A 20,491-nucleotide genomic window follows, 5' to 3' on the forward strand; every position below is an offset into this window, starting at 1 on the left:
GAGTATTTCATGCAGTTAAAATATGTTGACACAAAAGAGGAGATTATAGCAATAAATAGGAAGTCAAAACATATTGAACCACATCTTCATAATGCACTGGAGATCGTTTGTGTAACAAGTGGATCATTAGAACTTGGTGTCGGACATGAACTATACCATATGGAAAAAGGAGATATAGGCTTTGTATTTCCAGATGTTATTCATCACTATCAGGTACTGACACCCGGTGTAAATAAAGCGACTTATCTGATTGCATCGCCATTTACGATAGCCAAATTTGCAGATATCATGCAATCCATGGCTCCTGAATACCCAATCATCAAAGCGGAAAAGGTTGAACCGGAGGTATATAGGGTTATAAATGCAATTTTAGAGACAGAACAGTCGGATATTACTGTTGCACAGGCATATCTTCAAATTGTGTTGGCACGCTGCATAGGAAAATTAAATTTGGTAGAAAAGAGCAGTGTGGGGAGCAACGATCTTATTTACCAGACAGTTTCCTATATATCAGCAAATTTCAAGAAGAAATTTTCGTTGGAAGAGATGGCAAAAGACCTGGGCGTGAGCAAATATGTTTTATCCAGACTCTTTTCCAAGACATTCCATAGAAACTTTAATCAATATCTTAACGATGCAAGGCTGAACTATGCATGCCATCGTTTGGAAAATACGAGTGATTCTATTACAAATATTTGTCTGGATAGTGGATTTGAAAGTCAGAGAACGTTTAACCGAGTATTTAAAGAAAGATATAAAATATCACCAAGTGATTATCGAAGTACTTGTGTGAAAGAGATGTTGTCATAAAAGGTTCTGTTGATCGAAATATTTACTTTGATTTTACAGTGCTATGTATTTGATTTCATGTGTGGATGATATAATATAAAAATATTTGTAGAAAAAAGAGTTTTATTCTATTATGAAAAGAGTAAGGTGTATTCTAAAGAAACAAGAAAGGCAGGGCGCATATGAACATGAGAAAATCCATAATCGATTTTAATGAAAAAAAAGGATTCATCTGTGATATGGATGGTGTGATTTATCATGGCAATCAGATATTGCCAGGTGTTCCAGAATTCATCCAGTGGTTGCATGATGAAAAGAAAGAATATTTATTTTTGACAAATAATAGTGGATATACACCACGGGAATTAAATCAGAAACTGGCAAGGATGGGACTTGATGTGCCAGAAGAACATTTTTACACCAGCGCATTGGCAACAGCCGCTTTTTTAAAGGAACAGGCGGCAGGCTGTTCAGCATTTGTGATAGGAGAAGCAGGTCTCTTAAATGCACTTTATGATGTTGGCATTACAATGAATGATGTAAATCCGGATTATGTTGTTGTGGGAGAGGGACGATCCTATTCATTGGATACCTTAACGAAAGCAACGAATTTAGTTCTGAAGGGAGCTAAGTTGATTGGAGCAAACTCGGATGTTTCCGGACCAATCGAGAACGGAATCGCTCCTGCCTGTCGTGCATTGATTGCCCCAATTGAAATGGCAACAGGTACACAGGCATATTTCTGTGGGAAACCGAATCCACTGATGATGAGAACAGGATTGAATATGCTTGGATGTCATTCAGCAGAAGTTGTAATGGTTGGGGATCGTATGGATACAGATGTGATTTCAGGAATGGAAAGTGGTATGTCTACTGTATTGGTTCTCTCTGGATGTTCAACGAAGGATACACTCAAAACTTATGCTTATCTTCCGACAATGGTATTGAATGGAGTGGGAGATATCGCCAGTATGGCAAAAGCAAAAGAGGAATAGTGTGATTAGGCAAATAGATAGTGTCAAATAAGTTATGAAAAAATGAGCCAAAAAGAAAAGGCTCAAAAGAACCTTGAAAACTGCAAATATTTAAGGCTGTGGAAATCGTCCGCCACCCTTGACAGCACAAAAAGAACTGCTGTCAGGCAATTACCAACGGCGAAGAACTCAAAAACAGTTAGATTTTCTCCGTCGCTGACAACAGTGTAGCAGTTCTTTTTGATTATCTGTCAAGGGTATACCGCTTTGCGGTGGCTGGTAACGCTCCCTCAGGTTCAGAATCTAAGAACAATTAGCGGCTTCGCCGTTCTGTAAGTTCAAGATGGTTTGTTGCCTAAGGAAGATGAGAAGCTGCCATTTACCGGGTATATTGTTTGCACCATGAAGCATTTCAATATCATTAAGGACTTTATAGTTATTGTGTTTATGTGGTCTCAAAAAGTTATAATAAGTGACCCAGAGCGCAAGTTCATAGTTGGCACCGTCAATGTTATCAAAACCATTTGTTGGTCTATAAGAAGTCTTGTAAGTACGATTTAATCTTTCAATCATCTGCTTGTAAGGTCTGAATTCTTTTGATACTTCATCTTCGTTGGTAAGTCCAATTACTTGGGTAATGTTAAATTTAAAATCATTGCCGTATTCACGCAGGAACTGTTGTGCTGTCTGGATGTATTGGAACCATTTATTGAAGAAGTTATTCCAAAAGAGCGGAAAGATCAGTATTATGATTATTCAGAAGTGATTGAAATAGACTTAATCCTGGAGGAATATTTCAACGCAGCATGATAAAAAATAGAATAGTAGTAAGAGAGAAAAGTACAAATAAGAATCGAACATTTGTACTTTTTTCTTGCCTTCAGCTATATACTTTCAAAAAAATGTCTGATATAATAGGGACTGTTACAAGAACAAACAGTAAAAATATGACAGAACCGGAGCCTGGTATCATCAGGTATTTCCGAGTGCTGTTTTATCCGCAAAAATCAGTTTTGTGACTTTTATTCGTAACGAGGTGAGAAACACATCTATTCACCATAAAATAAGCTTTTCGTTATGAATCTGGATACGAATTTTTGGCTGATAATGATCATAGTAAAAGTCACAAATGGAGGGATTTACCATGAATGAGTTCAAATTAAAAGCCCCATATAAGCCGACCGGAGACCAGCCACAGGCAATTGCAGAGCTTGTGAAAGGGTTCAAGGAAGGTAATCAATGCCAGACTTTACTAGGGGTTACGGGTTCTGGAAAAACTTTTACGATGGCAAATGTGATTCAGCAATTACAGAAGCCGACACTTGTCATCGCTCATAATAAGACGTTAGCGGCTCAGTTATATGGAGAGTTCAAGGAGATGTTCCCCGATAACGCAGTAGAATATTTTGTCTCCTACTACGACTATTACCAACCGGAAGCCTATGTTCCGTCCTCTGACACCTATATTGCAAAGGATTCATCTGTCAACGATGAGATAGACAAGCTTCGTCTTTCAGCTACATCTTCTCTTAGTGAACGAAAAGACGTAATTATTGTTTCCAGTGTGTCCTGCATATATGGAATTGGGAGTCCTGACGATTATCAAAACATGATTATTTCCCTACGTCCCGGAATGGAAAAGGATAGGGATGAAGTTATTCGAGAGTTGATAGATATTCAATACGATCGCAATGAAATGGATTTTCATCGAGGAACTTTCCGGGTTAGAGGAGATGTTTTAGAAATCTTTCCGGCAGATTACTCAGAAACAGCAGTACGAGTGGAGTTTTTTGGAGATGAAATTGATCGTATTACAGAAGTTGATATTTTGACAGGAGAAATTAAAAGTGCATTAAATCATATTGCTATTTTTCCTGCATCTCATTATGTAGTGCCGATTGAAAAAATACGGAAAGCTGCCGTTGCAATAGAAGAAGAATTAAAAGAGCGTGTGGATTATTTTAAGGGTGAAGATAAGCTTTTGGAGGCACAGCGAATTTCAGAGAGAACAAACTTTGATATCGAAATGCTCAAGGAAACAGGTTTTTGTTCGGGAGTAGAAAATTATTCCAGACATTTATCTGGATTAAAGCCAGGACAGCCTCCATATACGCTAATTGATTATTTCGGAGATGATTTCCTTATTATTATAGATGAATCTCATAAAACCATTCCACAAATAAGAGGGATGTATGCGGGAGATCAGTCCAGAAAACAAACTTTAGTTGATTATGGATTTCGACTTCCTTCCGCAAAGGATAACCGCCCTTTAAATTTTGAAGAATTTGAAGATAAAATTGACCAGATTTTATTTGTGTCTGCTACACCTGGAGAATATGAAGAAAATCATGAACTTTTGCGGGCAGAACAGATTATTCGTCCTACAGGACTCTTAGATCCAGAGGTAGAAGTGCGTCCTGTGGAAGGTCAGATTGATGATTTAATTTCAGAAGTTAATAAAGAAATTAAGAAGAAAAATAAAATTCTTATTACGACACTTACGAAACGTATGGCAGAGGATTTGACAGAATATATGAAAGAACTGGGTATACGTGTTAGGTATCTTCATTCAGATATTGATACCTTGGAACGAACACAGATTATCAGGGATATGCGTTTAGATGTTTTTGATGTGTTGGTAGGAATTAACCTATTAAGAGAAGGGCTTGATATTCCGGAAATTACCTTAGTTGCCATTTTAGATGCGGATAAAGAAGGCTTTTTGCGCTCAGAAGTATCTCTTATTCAGACCATAGGGCGTGCTGCCCGAAATGCGGATGGTAGAGTTATTATGTATGCTGATGTCATAACAGATTCTATGAGAATTGCCATAGATGAAACTATGAGGAGGAGAGCACTGCAGCAGAAATATAATGAAGAGCATGGAATTACTCCAAAGACAATTAAAAAAGCAGTCAGAGATTTAATCAGTATTTCCAAAGCAGTGGCAGAAACAGAAGAAAAACTGGAAAAAGATCCGGAAAGCATGAGCAGAAAAGAACTTGAAAATCTGATTAAAAAAGTTCAAAAGCAAATGCAGGCGGCAGCCGCAGATTTGAATTTTGAAATGGCAGCTTCCTTGCGTGATAAGATGTTAGAATTAAAAAAGAGTCTGGAAGAACTAGATGAGTAAAATTGTAACAGTTCAGCCATATCAGCTCGAATTGGTGGTTTCACCACCTATACGCTGCAATGCAGCGCAAATTCTCGCTTATGGCAGAGCGCCATATACAAATCCAACAAAATTGTCTTGTTGCAAGCAAGTTTGCCAATCCATTTTTGTGGATTTGTGCATGGCTGAACTGTTAAGTAAAATTCTAAAATAATTATAAAGCTCTTGACAAATAAAACGACTGGTGCTATCTTAAGAACATAGATGTTAGCACTCCACTACAACGAGTGCTAACAATAAAAAAGAAAGGAGCAGGATATGGAATTGGTGACTGAGTTGGATGAAAGAAAACGAAAAATTCTAAAAGCCATTATTCAGACATATTTGGAGACTGGTGAGCCGGTTGGGTCAAGGACGATTTCTAAATACACAGATTTAAATCTTAGCTCCGCAACAATCCGAAATGAGATGTCAGACTTAGAGGAATTAGGATATATCGTCCAGCCATATACTTCTGCCGGTCGTATTCCTTCCGATTTAGGATATCGACTTTATGTAGATGAGTTGATGAAGGAAAAAGAACAGGAAGTGGCAGAGATTAAAGAACTGATGATTGAAAAGACGGATAAAATGGAAAAGGTTCTAAAGCAGGTAGCAAGGGTGCTTGCATCCAATACAAACTATGCAACCATGATTACAGGACCTGCCTATCACAGAAATAAAGTAAAATTTATCCAGCTTTCGAAAGTCAGTGAAAAACAGTTGTTGGCAGTTGTGGTAGTTGAAGGAAATATTGTGAAAAATCATATTATTAACCTTCAGGAAGCAATGGACGAAGAGACGATTTTGAAACTAAATCTGTTGCTGAATACTCAGTTAAACGGCTTATCTATTGAAGAAATAAATCTGGCAATGATTTCTCGCTTAAAAGAACAGGCCGGTATACACAGTGCAGTAGTCGGAAGTGTCATTGATGCAGTTGCTCAGGCAATTGCGCCGGACGAAGAAGAGATGGAAATTTATACCAGTGGTGCTACAAATATTTTCAAATATCCGGAGCTGGCAGATAAGGCAAAGGCAAGTGAATTGATTTCCACGTTTGAAGAAAAACAGGCTCTGGCAGAATTTGCAAAAGAAACCATGGAAGCAGATAATGGCAAAGAAAATACAGGAATTCAAATTTATATTGGAGATGAAACACCTGTTCAGACTATGAAGGACTGTAGTGTTGTAACTGCTACTTATGATTTAGGCGGCGGTATGCAGGGAACCATTGGGATTATAGGTCCTAAGCGAATGGATTACGAAAATGTAGTAGATAATCTGAAAACTTTAAAAAATCAGTTAGACCATATATTTAAGAAAACATAGAAAGGCGGTAAGAGATTGGTGTCAGAAGAAAAAAAAGAATATAATACAATAGAAGAAGATGAAATTTCTCAAAATGAAACAGAAGAAATTTTGGAAGAAGATGATGTGAAATTAGCAGAGGAAACAACTGCTGAAACAGATGAGACACAAGAAGAACAGACAGAAGAAGAAAAAGCAGTAGAAAAGAAAGGGCTGTTTGGAAAGAAGAAAAAAGATAAAAAAGATGAAAAAATAGAAGAATTAACCGATATGGTAAAACGCCAGATGGCAGAGTTTGATAACTTCCGAAAACGTACAGAAAAGGAAAAAGCTTCTATGTATCAAATCGGAGCAAGAGAGATTGTAGAGAAAATTCTTCCGGTGGTTGATAACTTTGAAAGAGGTCTGGCAATGATACCGGAAGATGAAAAAGAAAATCCTGTGGCTACAGGTATGGCTCAGATTTATAAACAGTTGATGACAGCTTTTGATGAAATAGGAGTAAAAGCAATTGAAGCTGTAGGGCAGGAATTTAATCCTGATTTTCATAATGCAGTGATGCATGTGGAAGATGAGGAAGTGGAAGAAAATATAATTGTTGAAGAATTCCAGAAGGGATATATGTATAAAGATTATGTGGTAAGACACAGTATGGTGAAGGTTGCAAACTAGCGATATTCATCAAGCAGAAGAAATTCTGTGAGATTTTATCTTATAAATGAAAGATAACCAGTAAATAAATAATAGAAGAAAAATTCAGGAGGAATTTATCATGGGAAAGATTATTGGTATTGACTTAGGTACTACAAATAGCTGTGTAAGTGTAATGGAAGGCGGACAGCCGGTAGTTGTAGCAAACGCAGAGGGTGCAAGAACAACACCATCCGTAGTAGCTTTTACAAAATCAGGAGAAAGATTAGTTGGAGAACCTGCAAAACGTCAGGCTGTTACAAATGCAGACAAAACAATTTCTTCCATTAAAAGACACATGGGAACAGATTACAGAGTGACTATTGATGATAAAAAATATTCTCCACAGGAAATTTCAGCAATGATTTTACAGAAATTAAAAACAGACGCTGAAAATTATCTTGGTGAAAAAGTAACAGAAGCTGTTATTACAGTACCTGCTTATTTCAACGATGCACAGCGTCAGGCAACAAAAGATGCAGGTAAAATTGCAGGTCTGGAAGTAAAACGTATTATCAATGAGCCAACAGCAGCAGCTCTGGCTTACGGTCTTGATAATGAAAAAGAACAGAAAATCATGGTATACGACTTAGGTGGCGGTACATTCGATGTTTCTATCATTGAAATCGGTGACGGTGTTATCGAAGTATTATCAACAGCAGGTGATAACCGCCTTGGTGGTGATGACTTTGACCAGAAGGTTGCAGATTACATGATTGCTGAATTTAAGAAAACAGAAGGCGTTGATTTATCCGCAGATAAAATGGCTATGCAGCGTATTAAAGAAGCTGCTGAAAAAGCGAAAAAAGAACTTTCTTCTGCAACAACAACAAACATCAACCTTCCATTTATCAGCATGAATGCAAACGGACCTCTTCATTTTGATATGAACCTGACAAGAGCAAAATTTGATGAATTAACACATGACTTAGTAGAAAGAACAGCAGAACCTGTAAAACGTGCATTATCTGATGCAGGACTTGCACCTTCCGAATTAGGTCAGGTATTATTAGTTGGTGGTTCTACACGTATTCCGTCTGTACAGGATAAAGTAAAACAGCTGACAGGTAAAGAGCCAAGTAAAACATTAAATCCGGATGAATGTGTTGCTTTGGGAGCATCTGTTCAGGGTGGTAAGCTTGCAGGTGATGCAGGCGCAGGAGATATCCTTCTTCTTGATGTAACTCCACTTTCACTTTCTATTGAAACAATGGGTGGTATTGCTACAAGATTAATTGAAAGAAATACAACAATTCCTACAAAGAAAAGTCAGATTTTCTCAACAGCAGCAGACAATCAGACAGCAGTAGATATTAACGTTGTACAGGGTGAGAGACAGTTTGCAAGAGATAATAAATCTCTCGGACAGTTCCGCTTAGACGGTATTCCACCAGCAAGACGTGGTGTACCTCAGATTGAAGTAACCTTTGATATTGATGCAAACGGTATTGTAAACGTATCTGCAAAAGACTTGGGAACAGGTAAAGAACAGCACATCACAATTACAGCAGGTTCTAATATGTCTGATGACGAAATCGATAAAGCTGTAAAAGAAGCTGCAGAATACGAAGCTCAGGATAAAAAACGTAAAGAAGCAGTTGATACAAAGAATGATGCAGACGCTATGGTATTCCAGACAGAAAAAGCTCTGGAAGAAGCCGGAGATAAAATCGATGCAAACGATAAGACAGCAGTAGAAGCAGACTTAAACGCATTAAAAGACGTTCTTGCTAAATGTGCAAATGTAGATGAAATCACAGATGCTCAGGTAGAAGAAATCAAAGCCGGTAAAGAAAAATTAATGCAGAGCGCACAGAAGCTCTTTGCTAAAATGTATGAACAGGCTCAGGCACAGGGCGGCGCACAGGCAGGTCCTGATATGGGTGCAGGCGCACAGGGCGGTTCTAACGAAGCATACGGCGATGATGTGGTAGACGGAGATTACAGAGAAGTTTAATCAGTAGGCGTAAAGCAGTAAAACATGGGCATGGGGTGTTTTGTGACACCTCATGTCTTATGTTCTTCCATATCTGTGATACGCCGATGAGAGAAAGGGATAAAACAAATGGCAGATAAAAGAGATTATTACGAGGTTCTTGGAGTAGACAGGGGCGCAGATGACTCTGCAATAAAAAGTGCATATCGTAAGCTTGCCAAAAAATATCACCCTGATGTAAATCCTGGAGATAAAGAAGCCGAGAAAAAATTCAAAGAGGCAACAGAGGCTTATGGCGTTTTAAGTGACCCTCAGAAGAGAAAGCAATATGACCAGTTTGGTCATGCTGCCTTTGAACAGGGCGGCGGTGGAGCCGGAGGCGGCTTTGGCGGTTTCAGTGGATTTGGCGGCGCAGATATGGGAGACATCTTTGGAGATATTTTCGGAGATTTATTTGGCGGCGGCGGACGCAGAAGACCGAATAATGGTCCAATGAAGGGTGCAAATCTGAGAGCGTCCGTTCGTATTACATTTGAAGAAGCCGTTTTCGGATGCGAAAAAGAACTGGAACTGAATTTGAAGGATACCTGTACAACCTGTAATGGAACCGGTGCAAAACCGGGAACATCACCGGAAACCTGCCCGAAATGTCATGGATCAGGTCAGGTGGTTTATACACAGCAGTCTATGTTTGGTACAATACAGAATGTGCAGACATGTCCGGATTGTCAGGGAACAGGTAAAGTAATTAAGGAAAAATGTACACAATGTCATGGTACAGGATTTACTTCCAGCAGAAAGAAAATTAAAGTTACCATACCGGCAGGTATTGACAATGGACAGAGTATTCGTATCAGAGAAAAGGGTGAGCCAGGTGTAAACGGAGGACCAAGAGGAGATTTGATGGTAGAAGTTGTTGTGGCACGCCATCCGATTTTCCAGAGACAGGATATGAATATATTCTCAACAGCACCAATTACCTTTGCACAGGCTGCACTGGGCGGTGAAGTACGTATCAGCACCGTAGACGGAGATGTCCTTTATGATGTGAAACCAGGTACACAGACAGATACCAAGGTACGTTTGAAAGGTAAGGGTGTTCCATCTCTTAGAAATAAAAACGTCAGAGGTGACCACTATGTAACCTTAGTGGTAGAGGTTCCTACAAAGCTTAATGAAGAAGCAAAAGAGGCGCTTCGTAAATTTGATGAGGCATGTGGAAATCGTCCTTCAAACGGAGAAAAAAAGAAAAAATTTGGTGAAAAATTAAAAGATATGTTTGAAAACTAAACAAATAGGTGAGTTGTATACAGCTGAAAGCCGGCTGATGCAACTCTCTTTTTAGTTGCATTTCTTTTTTGTTTCATCTATAATAATACAATACGCTTATTGTGTCTGTACGTATAAAATAAGGAGATTAGATAAAATGAAGTGGAAAAAATTTAGAATAAAAACAAAAACAGAGGCAGAAGATATTGTTATCAGCACACTGTATGATATTGGATTAGAGGGGGCACAAATTGAAGATAATGTTCCTCTTACACCTCTGGAAAAAGAGCAGATGTTTGTGGATATTCTTCCGCAGATGCAGGAAGATGATGGTACTGCATATTTAAGCTTTTTTGTGGAAGAAACGGAAGACGGAGAACTGCTCATGAATGGCGAAGTTACAACAGAAGAAACAATTTTAAACGCTGTAAAAACAGAGCTTGACGGCCTCCGTGATTTTATGGATATTGGAGAAGGCAGTATCGCTATAGATGAAACAGAAGACATTGACTGGATAAATAACTGGAAACAGTATTTCAAACAGTTTTATGTAGATGATATTCTGATTATTCCATCTTGGGAAGAAGTAAAAGAAGAAGATAAAAACAGAATGATTATCCATATTGATCCGGGAACGGCCTTTGGTACAGGTATGCATGAGACAACACAGCTTTGTATCCGTCAGTTGAAAAAATTCGTAAAAGAAGATACAGAGCTTTTAGATGTTGGTACAGGCAGTGGTATTTTATCTATTGTGGCATTAAAATTAGGGGCAAAACATGCCGTAGGAACAGATTTGGACCCATGTGCCGTACCTGCCGTAGAAGAAAATAAAGAAGCAAATGAAATTCCAACCCAGGACTTTGACATGATGATTGGTAATATTATTGATGACAAAGAAGTACAGGATAAAGTTGGTTATGAGAAATACGATATTGTTGTTGCGAATATTCTGGCAGATGTATTAGTACCTCTTACACCTGTAATTGTAAAGCAGATGAAAAAGGGCGGTATTTATATTACGTCAGGTATCATTGACAATAAAGAAGAGACTGTGGTGGAAGCAGTGAAAGCGGCTGGTCTTGAAGTGTTAGAAGTTACATATCAGGGCGAATGGGTTTCTGTTACAGCCAGAAAAAATTAGGAGAAAGCTATGTATCGTTTTTTTGTAGAGCCTTCCCAGATAAATGAAAATCAGATTTTCATAAAGGGCAGTGATGTAAATCATATAAAGAATGTTCTGCGTATGAAGCTGAAAGAAGAAATTTTGATCAGCAGCGGAGAAGATAAAGAATACACCTGCTATATAGAAGAAATGGGTGAAGAGGAAATAATTGCTCATATTATGTATGTTCAGGAAGCTGGATATGAACTTTCTTCCAAAATTTATTTGTTTCAGGGGCTTCCAAAAAGTGATAAGATGGAATTGATTATTCAAAAGGCCGTAGAACTTGGGGTACATCAGGTTATACCGGTGGCATCCAAAAGAGCTGTGGTAAAATTGGATAAAAAGAAAGAAGAAAAGAAAATCGCAAGATGGCAGGCAATTTCTGAGAGTGCAGCCAAGCAGTCAAAGCGAATGTATGTACCGGAAATTGCCGGTGTAATGAGCTTTAAACAGGCTGTAGATTATGCAAAGGATTTAGATATTGTTTTATTTCCCTATGAACTGGCAGAAGGAATGAAAAAAACAAAAGAGATTATTGGAAAAATAAATCCGGGACAGTCGATTGGAATTTTTATCGGACCGGAAGGCGGATTTGAGGAAAGCGAAGTAGAGCTTGCAAAAGAAACAGCAGATGCGCAGGTTATTACTCTTGGAAAACGGATTTTGCGGACAGAAACAGCAGGTCTTACCGTTCTGTCGATTTTAATGTATACACTGGAGGAATAGAGATGGAAGCATATCTGGATAACTCAGCTACAACCAGATGCTATGAAGAAGTAAAAAATATTGTAGTTAAGACAATGGTAGAGGATTTTGGTAATCCGTCTGCCATGCATTTAAAAGGTGTAGAAGCGGAAAATTATGTTAAAGAGGCAACAAAAGAAATTGCGAAAACACTGAAGGTGCAGGAAAAAGAAATTTTCTTTACTTCAGGTGGAACAGAGTCTGATAACTGGGCGGTTATCGGCACTGCATTGGCAAAGAACAGACAGGGGAAACATATTATTACAACACCTTTTGAACATGCGGCTGTATCGGCACCAATAGAGTGGCTTCAAAAACAGGGCTATGAAGTGACAGAAATTCCTGTAGATGAAAAGGGAAATATTCTCTTGGAAAAGCTTTCAGAAGCAATCAGAGAAGATACTATTTTAGTTTCTACAATGATGGTAAATAATGAAATGGGAGCTGTTCTGCCAGTTGAAGAAATAGGAAAATTAGTTCATGAAAAAAATGCCCAGACAACTTTCCATGTAGATGCCATTCAGGCTTATGGAAAGTACCGGATTTATCCGAAAAAATGGAACATTGATTTATTGTCTGTCAGCAGTCATAAAATTCATGGTCCAAAGGGCGTAGGTTTTTTATATGTAAATGAAAAAACAAAAATTCAGCCTTTGATTTTAGGTGGAGGACAGCAAAAAGGAATGCGCTCAGGCACAGATAATGTACCGGGAATTGCGGGACTTGGTGTTGCTGCCAAGAAAATATACAGCCATATCGAAGAAAATGTGTCCTCTATGATGGAATTAAAAAAATATTTTGCAGAGGAACTTTTAAAACTAGAAAATGTAGAAATTAATGGTCCTGAAGTGGAAAAAGGAGCGCCACATATTCTGAATGTAAGCTTTTTGGGAGTAAGAAGCGAAGTACTGCTTCATACTTTGGAAGATATGCAGATTTATGTTTCAGCAGGAAGTGCATGTTCCAGCCATAAAAGAGCAGGAAGCGCAACGCTGTCAGCATTGCGTCTGACGCCGGAGAGAAAAGAGTCTGCAATTCGTTTTAGCTTTTGCGAGTTTACTACAAAAGAGGAAATCGACTATACACTGGAAGCATTGAAAAAGGTACTCCCCATGCTTCGCAGATACGCAAGAAAATAGAAAGGAAACTACAGAATGTATAAAGCATTTTTGATTAAATATGCGGAAATCGCAATTAAAGGAAAAAACCGCTACATTTTTGAAGACGCGCTGGTAGCGCAGATTAAATATCAGCTGAGAAATGTAGAAGGCAGTTTTAGAGTTGTAAAAGAAATGGGACGTATTTTCATTTATACAGACGGAGAATTTGATTATGACGAAACCATTGAAGCTTTAAAGAGAGTTTTTGGCATCTTCAGTATTTGTCCGGCTGTTGTATTGGAAGATGAAGGATTTGAGAAATTATCTCAGGAAGTGACAGAGTACGTCAAGAAGCTGTATGGAGAAAAAGCATTAACCTTTAAAGTAAATACAAGAAGAAATAAAAAAACATATCCTATGCAGTCTATGGAAATCAGCAGCGCCTTAGGTGGTGCGATTTTAGATGCCTGCCCGAATATGAAAGTGGATGTACACAATCCTGATGTATTTGTGAATGTTGAAATCCGAAATAAAATTTACTTATATTCTGAAAATATTCCGGGACCTGGCGGTATGCCTCTTGGAACAAACGGAAGTGCTATGCTTCTCCTGTCTGGTGGTATTGACAGTCCCGTTGCAGGATATATGATTGCAAAACGAGGAGTTACGCTGGATGCGGTGTATTTCCATGCTCCGCCGTATACAAGTGAGAGAGCAAAACAGAAAGTTGTTGATTTAGCAAAGCTGGTAGCAAAATACAGCGGACCAATCCGCCTTCATGTTGTAAACTTTACAGATATTCAGTTATATATCTATGATAAGTGTCCGCACGAAGAACTCACCATTATTATGCGCCGCTACATGATGAAAATTGCAGAAGAATTTGCCAAAAAAGATGGCTGTCTGGGATTGATTACAGGTGAAAGTATTGGGCAGGTAGCAAGTCAGACTATTCACAGCCTTGCTGCTACAAATGATGTGTGTACCATGCCGGTATTCCGTCCGGTAATCGGTTTTGATAAGCAGGAAATCGTAGATGTGGCATTAAAAATCAATACTTATGAAACATCGATTCTTCCGTACGAAGACTGTTGTACAATTTTTGTAGCAAAACATCCTGTTACAAAACCAAATCTTCAGATTATCAAACGTTCAGAAGAAAAGCTTCAGGAAAAAATTGATGAGATGATGAAAGAAGCAGTGGAAACAGCAGAAACAATTATTTGTGAATAAAAGATTGAAAAAAATACAGGCTATAGAATTTCTATAGCCTGTAAAAAGTTTAAAAATTGTTTTAATTAAACTAAGTATGGTTTTAATACTTCTAAGATTTCATCTAAAGCTGCATCTGCTGCATGAATGTTTAAGTCAATAGCTTTGGATAAATCTAAAGAAAAGATACCCATAATGGATTTTGCATCGATTACGTATCTTCCGGATACTAAATCAAAATCATAATCAAATTTTGTGATTTCGTTTACAAAAGATTTAACTTTGTCGATAGAATTAAGTGAAATTTTAACTGTTTTCATTGGATAAAAATCCTCCCTTACATCAGATTTATTATTTGCTTATTACAAGCATAATGTTACCTTTTATGGTAAAAAAAGTCAATATAAAAAAGGGGAAATAAAATACAAATTATTTGAAAACAATTCGTCAAAACGCTTAACTTTCAGAAGGAATGAGGATAAAATAATGAAAAAAAAAGTAGCATTGCATAATTTAGGGTGCAAAGTAAACGCTTATGAGCTGGAAGCCATGCAGGAGATGCTGGAAAAAGCAGGATATGAGATTGTTCCTTTTGCACCGGGAGCAGATGTTTATATAATAAATACTTGTACTGTGACTAACATTGCAGACAGAAAATCCAGACAAATGCTGCATAAAGCAAGAAAGATGAACCCACAGGCAATTGTCATTGCAGCAGGCTGTTATGTGCAGGCACAGAAAAATATGGAAAACATTGATGATGCCATTGATATTGTACTGGGCAACAACAGAAAACAGGATTTGCTGTTTGTACTGGAAAATTATAAAAAGGAAAATGGACAGGAAAAGGATATGATAAGCCTAGATAAACCGGTAGAATATGAAGAACTTCATTTATCCAGTACAGGTGAGCATACAAGAGCATATCTGAAGGTCCAGGACGGCTGCAATCAATTCTGCAGTTACTGTATTATTCCTTATGTAAGAGGACGGGTAAGAAGCAGAAAGAAAGAGGAAATCTTAGAGGAAGTTCTTCGCCTGACAAAAAATGGATACCAGGAATTTGTGCTTACAGGAATTCATTTAAGCTCTTATGGAGTAGATTGTGAAGATAATCTTTTAGGGTTGATTAAAGCAGTTCATGAAATCGAAGGAGTGAAAAGAATTCGTTTAGGTTCTTTAGAGCCTCGTATTATTACAGAGGAATTTGCACAGGCATTAGGAAATATGCCGAAGATATGCCCGCATTTTCATCTTTCCCTGCAAAGCGGCTGTGACGCTACTTTAAAGAGAATGAACAGAAAATACAGTGCCGGGGAATATTTAGAGGGATGCAGAATTTTAAGAAAGTATTTTAAAAATCCTGCGTTAACAACAGATGTAATAGTAGGATTTCCACAGGAGTCAGAAGAAGAATTTGAGCAATCCTATAAGATGATAGAAAGTGTGGAATTCTACGAAACACATATCTTCAAATATTCCAGACGACAGGGTACAAGAGCTGCCCAGATGGAAGGACAGGTTGATGAAACAGTAAAAACAGAAAGAAGTCATAAGCTTATCCAGTTGGGAAAAGAGAAAAAACAAAAATATATGGAAAGCTTTTTAGGGCAGCAGGTTGAAATTCTCTTTGAAGAAACAGCGAAAATACAAGGAGAAGAATACTGGATTGGTTATACAAAGGAATATTTAAAGGTAGCTGCAAAAAGCAAAGAAAATCTGGAAAATCGTATTGTTTTTGGAAAAGTGGAGAGATTTATTGAGGAAGGGATTTTTATTTGCTCAATATAATAGTTGAATTTCTAAACAAGATATATTAAAATAGGAGTATAGTTGCAGTACTAGAATGATAGGTAAGGGCGTGAATTTATGGCAAATTTAGAGAATACACAATATTTTAATGTAAAAAAAGACCCGGCAGTTCGTGTAAAAGAAGTATTAGATTTGGTATATAATGCTATGGCCGAAAAAGGATACAATCCGGTAAATCAGATTGTGGGATATATTATGTCAGGCGATCCCACATATATTACCAGCTACAAAGGCGCCAGAAGCACAATTATGAAAGTAGAGCGAGATGAGCTGGTAGAAGAATTGCTGAAAGAATATATTAAGAATAAATCATGGAAGCGTGACTGATTTATGAGAATTATGGGATTAGATTACGGTTCAAAGACCATAGGGGTAGCAATCAGCGATCCCCTGGGGATTACCGCACAAGGTATTGAGATTATCAGAAGAGAAGAAGAAAATAAACTGAGAAAGTCCTTGCGCAGAGTAGAAGAACTGGCAAAAGAATATGAAGTTTCAGAAATTGTTTTGGGATTTCCAAAGCATATGAACAATACAATCGGAGAACGGGCGGAAAAATCGCTGCAGCTAAAAGAAGCACTGGAAAGAAGACTGGGCTTGCCCGTTGTGATGTGGGATGAAAGACTTACTACAGTAGAAGCCAATCGTACTTTAATGGAAGCAGGAGTACGCAGAGAAAACAGAGATAAATATGTAGATATGATAGCTGCTGTATTTATCTTACAAGGCTATTTAGATGCAAAAGCAAACCCGGGGACAGTTTGAGAAAGCCTGAACCATAAGTGCGGTTTCGGCAAAAACGAGCATGTGTCCGGGTTATGTGTATGCTTGAAAAGTGAATGAAGAAAGGACGAAAAATATGGAAACAGTGATTTTTGATGGAGAAGACGGAACAGAATTAGAATTTGGTATTTTAGAACAGACCAGAGTAGGGGGAATTAATTACCTTTTAGTAATTGATCCGGAAGAAAACGATGAAGAAAACGGAAGTGCGGCATACATTTTAAAAGATATTTCAGAAGATGGCGACGAAGAAGGCTGCTACGTATTTGTAGAAGACGATACAGAATACGATGCGGTTTATAAAGTCTTTGCAGCTATGTTAGATGACATTGATTTTGAATAGGAGCGGAAATAATTGGAGGAAGAAAATTGAAAAAAAATAATAATGGAAAATTACGTATCATTCCATTGGGCGGACTGGAACAGATTGGAATGAACATTACTGCTTTCGAATATGAGGACAGTATTATCGTAGTAGACTGCGGACTTTCATTTCCGGAGGACGATATGCTGGGAATTGATTTGGTAATTCCGGATGTCACATATTTGAAAGAAAACATTGATAAGGTAAAGGGCTTTGTTATTACTCACGGACACGAGGACCATATCGGAGCTTTGCCTTATGTTTTAAGAGAAATCAACGTACCTATTTATGCTACAAAGCTTACAGTAGGTCTTATTGACAATAAATTAAAAGAACACAATCTTTTAAGAACAACCAAAAGAAAAGTGATTAAACACGGACAGTCTATTAATCTGGGCTGCTTCCGTATTGAATTTATAAAAACAAACCACAGTATTCAGGATGCATCTGCTCTTGCTATTTATTCACCGGCAGGAATTGTTATCCATACAGGTGACTTTAAAGTGGATTATACACCGGTATTCGGAGATGCTATTGATTTGCAGAGATTTGCAGAAATCGGAAAAAAAGGTGTACTGGCACTGATGTGTGATAGTACGAATGCAGAAAGGAAAGGGTTTACCATGTCAGAACGAACTGTGGGAAAAACCTTTGATAATATTTTTGCAGAACATAAAAATACCAGAATTATTATTGCTACTTTTGCTTCGAATGTGGATCGTGTACAGCAGATTATTAATTCTGCATATAAATATGACAGAAAAGTGGCAGTAGAGGGAAGAAGCATGGTCAATGTTATCGGTACTGCAGCAGAATTGGGATATTTACAGATACCGGATAAAACATTGATTGATATTGATCAGATTAAAAACTATCCAGATGAAAAAGTAGTATTGATTACTACGGGAAGTCAGGGAGAGTCTATGGCTGCATTATCCAGAATGGCTGCCAATATTCATAAAAAAGTTACCATTAAACCAAATGATACTATTATTTTCAGCTCTAATCCGATTCCGGGAAATGAAAAAGCAGTTTCCAGAGTGATTAATGAGTTGAGCAGAAAAGGCGCAGATGTTATTTTCCAGGATGCCCATGTATCGGGACATGCCTGTCAGGAAGAAATCAAGCTTATTTATTCTCTGGTAAAACCGAAGTATGCAATTCCGGTTCATGGAGAATACCGCCATTTAAAAGCACAGGCACAGATTGCCAGTGATCTGGGAATTCCTAAGGAGAATATCTTTATTCTTTCTTCCGGAGATGTATTAGAGCTAAATCAGGAAGAACCTGCAAAGGTAAAAGAAAAAGTTCGTACAGGTGCAATTTTAGTAGATGGACTTGGCGTAGGAGACGTAGGAAACATTGTGCTAAGAGACAGACAGCATTTGGCAGAAGACGGTATTATGATTGTAGTACTCACTTTAGAAAAACACAGCAGCAGACTTCTGGCAGGACCGGACATTGTATCCAGAGGATTTGTATATGTAAGAGAGTCTGAGGATTTGATGGATGAAGCCAGAATTGTGGTAGAAGATGCGATTGATGTGTGTCTGGACAAGCATATTACTGATTGGGGTAAGATTAAAAATATTATTAAAGATTCTCTGGGAGATTTCCTGTGGAAACGTACTAAGAGAAATCCGATGATTTTACCAATTATTATGGAGGCATAATATGAGTTTTATTAATACCTGCACAGAGATGTTGATTTCTGCTATTAAAAATGGGAATGCATATAAACAGTATTGTGCAGCGTTGGAAGAAATAAAAAAAACTCCGGGATTAAAAGAACAGGTAGATGAACTTCGCCGTTTGAATTATCAAATTCAAAATCAAAGCAATGGCATAAATTTAGATACAGCATTGGAAAATTTAGATGAAAAGATGGAAAAGTTGTGTAGGATTGTAGAGGTTAATCAGTTTCTGGACGCGGAAATGGCGCTGTGCAGACAACTTCAGGAAATCAGTGCAGCAATTCATCAGGGAATTTATCTGGATATACCGGATTTGTCATAAATCAAGGAGAACAACATGGGAAAACAAGTCAGAAAACAGAAAAAGTCGTCTATTATAGCAGAAGGTTTTTTCCGATTTGCTCTTTATCTTTGTGCGATTTTCTGTATTATTTATATAGGAAAATCAGCATATGATTTTGGCTATGAAATTTTTAATCAGGAAACCATGGATACCGAAGAGAACGGAAGAGACGTTACCATTGTTATAAAAGAAGGAGATTCTGCATATCAGATTGGAAAAACCTTGAAGAAAAAGGGTTTGATTGACGATGCAAAAATATTTGTAGCACAGGAAATGCTCTCCAATTATAAAGGAAAGCTGCAGCCGGGCACTTATATTTTGAACACAAGCATGACTCCTGATGAAATGATGGAGATTATGGCAAGGGAAAATACAGAAGGACAACCGGACCAGACAAATACCGGAGGTAATACAAAAGAAGGAAGTTCTGAAATACAGGATGGTTCCAGTTCATCACCAAAAGAGGTGGATGAGTCTTCTTCACAAGAAGGAGGAGAATAACCGTGATTGTAGATGAGAGAATGGTCACATATATTAATTCTCTGGATAAGGGAAATACACCTTTTTTAAATGAATTAGAAAAAGAAGCAAGGGAAAATTATGTCCCGATTATCCGTAGAGAAATGCAAAGTTTTTTAAAGGTGCTTTTACAGATAAAAGCACCTTTAAGGATTTTAGAGGTAGGAACAGCAGTGGGCTTTTCTACAATTTTAATGAGCACATACGCACCAAAAGAATGTAAAATCGTAACCATTGAAAATTATGAAAAAAGAATTCCTATTGCAAAAGAGAACTTCAAAAAAGCAGGAAAAGAAAAACAAATTCAGCTTTTAGAAGGAGATGCAAAAGAGGTTTTAAAGACACTTTCAGAGCCGTTTGATTTTATTTTTATGGATGCGGCAAAAGGACAGTATATTAACTTTTTACCGGATGTTTTGCGCTTATTAAAAACAGGAGGTATTCTTTTGTCTGATAATGTTTTACAAGATGGAGATATTATAGAGTCCCATTTTGCAGTAGAAAGACGAAATCGTACCATTTATAAGAGAATGCGTCAGTATTTATATGTATTGAAAAACCATGAGTTATTAGAGACATCTATTCTTCCTTTGGGAGATGGTGTTACACTTAGTATTAAGAAATAATAGGAG

General features: G+C 37.6%; 21 protein-coding genes and 1 pseudogene. 20 read left to right on the plus strand and 2 right to left on the minus strand.

Going from position 1 to position 20,491, the window contains the following annotated elements:
* The first annotated feature begins 9 nt into the window (after window positions 1-9).
* Both BQ7352_RS08115 and BQ7352_RS08120 read left to right on the plus strand, forming a co-directional pair.
* The gene (locus BQ7352_RS08115) at window positions 10-810 is read left to right on the plus strand and encodes a helix-turn-helix transcriptional regulator (protein WP_072448546.1); all 801 of its coding nucleotides are present in this window, start codon (window positions 10-12) and stop codon (window positions 808-810) included.
* Between the two features lie 161 nt (window positions 811-971).
* The gene (locus tag BQ7352_RS08120; RefSeq protein ID WP_072448548.1) at window positions 972-1,784 is read left to right on the plus strand and encodes an HAD-IIA family hydrolase; all 813 of its coding nucleotides are present in this window, start codon (window positions 972-974) and stop codon (window positions 1,782-1,784) included.
* Window positions 1,785-2,066: 282 nt separating this feature from the next.
* Here BQ7352_RS08120 and BQ7352_RS15170 read toward each other — a convergent pair.
* Window positions 2,067-2,423 (minus strand): annotated as a pseudogene (locus tag BQ7352_RS15170) (integrase core domain-containing protein); the annotation flags it as partial.
* Between BQ7352_RS15170 and BQ7352_RS08130 the strand changes: the two are divergent.
* The 10 genes from BQ7352_RS08130 to thiI all read left to right on the plus strand — a co-directional run bounded on the left by BQ7352_RS08130 (window position 2,394) and on the right by thiI (window position 14,365).
* On the plus strand, window positions 2,394-2,573 hold the full coding sequence (locus BQ7352_RS08130) for a hypothetical protein (protein WP_003022433.1): 180 nt from the start codon (window positions 2,394-2,396) through the stop codon (window positions 2,571-2,573). The pseudogene BQ7352_RS15170 and the gene BQ7352_RS08130 sit on opposite strands and share 30 nt — an antisense overlap.
* Before the next feature lie 334 nt (window positions 2,574-2,907).
* The gene (gene uvrB, locus BQ7352_RS08140; protein WP_040351192.1) at window positions 2,908-4,896 is read left to right on the plus strand and encodes an excinuclease ABC subunit UvrB; all 1,989 of its coding nucleotides are present in this window, start codon (window positions 2,908-2,910) and stop codon (window positions 4,894-4,896) included.
* Between the two features lie 297 nt (window positions 4,897-5,193).
* Window positions 5,194-6,246, plus strand: coding sequence for a heat-inducible transcriptional repressor HrcA (gene hrcA / locus BQ7352_RS08150; RefSeq protein WP_072448554.1), 1,053 nt, complete (start codon window positions 5,194-5,196; stop codon window positions 6,244-6,246).
* A gap of 18 nt (window positions 6,247-6,264) precedes the next feature.
* Window positions 6,265-6,897, plus strand: a complete 633-nt coding sequence (gene grpE / locus BQ7352_RS08155) for a nucleotide exchange factor GrpE (protein WP_072448688.1) — start codon at window positions 6,265-6,267, stop codon at window positions 6,895-6,897.
* 100 nt (window positions 6,898-6,997) lie between these two features.
* Window positions 6,998-8,872, plus strand: a complete 1,875-nt coding sequence (dnaK, locus tag BQ7352_RS08160; RefSeq protein ID WP_072448556.1) for a molecular chaperone DnaK — start codon at window positions 6,998-7,000, stop codon at window positions 8,870-8,872.
* A 108-nt stretch (window positions 8,873-8,980) separates the two neighbouring features.
* Window positions 8,981-10,141, plus strand: coding sequence for a molecular chaperone DnaJ (gene dnaJ / locus BQ7352_RS08165; protein ID WP_072448557.1), 1,161 nt, complete (start codon window positions 8,981-8,983; stop codon window positions 10,139-10,141).
* 136 nt (window positions 10,142-10,277) lie between these two features.
* A complete protein-coding gene (gene prmA / locus BQ7352_RS08170) occupies window positions 10,278-11,264 on the plus strand; it encodes a 50S ribosomal protein L11 methyltransferase (RefSeq protein WP_072448559.1) in 987 nt (328 codons plus the stop codon).
* Between the two features lie 9 nt (window positions 11,265-11,273).
* Window positions 11,274-12,014, plus strand: coding sequence for a 16S rRNA (uracil(1498)-N(3))-methyltransferase (locus BQ7352_RS08175; protein ID WP_072448561.1), 741 nt, complete (start codon window positions 11,274-11,276; stop codon window positions 12,012-12,014).
* Window positions 12,015-12,016: 2 nt separating this feature from the next.
* Window positions 12,017-13,171, plus strand: coding sequence for a cysteine desulfurase family protein (locus BQ7352_RS08180; protein ID WP_072448564.1), 1,155 nt, complete (start codon window positions 12,017-12,019; stop codon window positions 13,169-13,171).
* Between the two features lie 15 nt (window positions 13,172-13,186).
* Window positions 13,187-14,365, plus strand: a complete 1,179-nt coding sequence (gene thiI, locus BQ7352_RS08185) for a tRNA uracil 4-sulfurtransferase ThiI (protein WP_072448566.1) — start codon at window positions 13,187-13,189, stop codon at window positions 14,363-14,365.
* Window positions 14,366-14,430: 65 nt separating this feature from the next.
* On the opposite strand, the gene BQ7352_RS08190 is transcribed toward thiI, so the two are convergent.
* On the minus strand, window positions 14,431-14,664 hold the full coding sequence (locus tag BQ7352_RS08190; protein ID WP_003022411.1) for an HPr family phosphocarrier protein: 234 nt from the start codon (window positions 14,662-14,664) through the stop codon (window positions 14,431-14,433).
* Window positions 14,665-14,830: 166 nt separating this feature from the next.
* On the opposite strand from BQ7352_RS08190, the gene mtaB reads away from it, so the two are divergent.
* The 8 genes from mtaB to BQ7352_RS08230 all read left to right on the plus strand — a co-directional run bounded on the left by mtaB (window position 14,831) and on the right by BQ7352_RS08230 (window position 20,485).
* A complete protein-coding gene (gene mtaB / locus BQ7352_RS08195; protein ID WP_072448568.1) occupies window positions 14,831-16,135 on the plus strand; it encodes a tRNA (N(6)-L-threonylcarbamoyladenosine(37)-C(2))-methylthiotransferase MtaB in 1,305 nt (434 codons plus the stop codon).
* 78 nt (window positions 16,136-16,213) lie between these two features.
* Entirely contained in the window at window positions 16,214-16,483 is a 270-nt protein-coding gene (locus BQ7352_RS08200) for an IreB family regulatory phosphoprotein (protein WP_072448570.1), read from the plus strand.
* Window positions 16,484-16,486: 3 nt separating this feature from the next.
* Entirely contained in the window at window positions 16,487-16,921 is a 435-nt protein-coding gene (gene ruvX / locus BQ7352_RS08205) for a Holliday junction resolvase RuvX (protein WP_072448572.1), read from the plus strand.
* A 94-nt stretch (window positions 16,922-17,015) separates the two neighbouring features.
* Entirely contained in the window at window positions 17,016-17,282 is a 267-nt protein-coding gene (locus tag BQ7352_RS08210) for a DUF1292 domain-containing protein (RefSeq protein WP_003022404.1), read from the plus strand.
* Window positions 17,283-17,308: 26 nt separating this feature from the next.
* Complete coding sequence (locus BQ7352_RS08215; protein ID WP_072448574.1) at window positions 17,309-18,976, plus strand: ribonuclease J; 1,668 nt, start codon at window positions 17,309-17,311, stop codon at window positions 18,974-18,976.
* A 1-nt stretch (window position 18,977) separates the two neighbouring features.
* On the plus strand, window positions 18,978-19,319 hold the full coding sequence (locus BQ7352_RS08220; RefSeq protein WP_072448577.1) for a YlbF/YmcA family competence regulator: 342 nt from the start codon (window positions 18,978-18,980) through the stop codon (window positions 19,317-19,319).
* Window positions 19,320-19,334: 15 nt separating this feature from the next.
* The gene (locus BQ7352_RS08225) at window positions 19,335-19,841 is read left to right on the plus strand and encodes an endolytic transglycosylase MltG (RefSeq protein ID WP_072448578.1); all 507 of its coding nucleotides are present in this window, start codon (window positions 19,335-19,337) and stop codon (window positions 19,839-19,841) included.
* A 2-nt stretch (window positions 19,842-19,843) separates the two neighbouring features.
* Entirely contained in the window at window positions 19,844-20,485 is a 642-nt protein-coding gene (locus BQ7352_RS08230; protein WP_072448580.1) for an O-methyltransferase, read from the plus strand.
* Window positions 20,486-20,491 lie beyond the last annotated feature (6 nt).

Origin of the sequence: Blautia sp. Marseille-P3201T, assembly GCF_900120295.1 — a bacterium.
Taxonomy (GTDB): Bacteria; Bacillota; Clostridia; order Lachnospirales; family Lachnospiraceae; genus Blautia.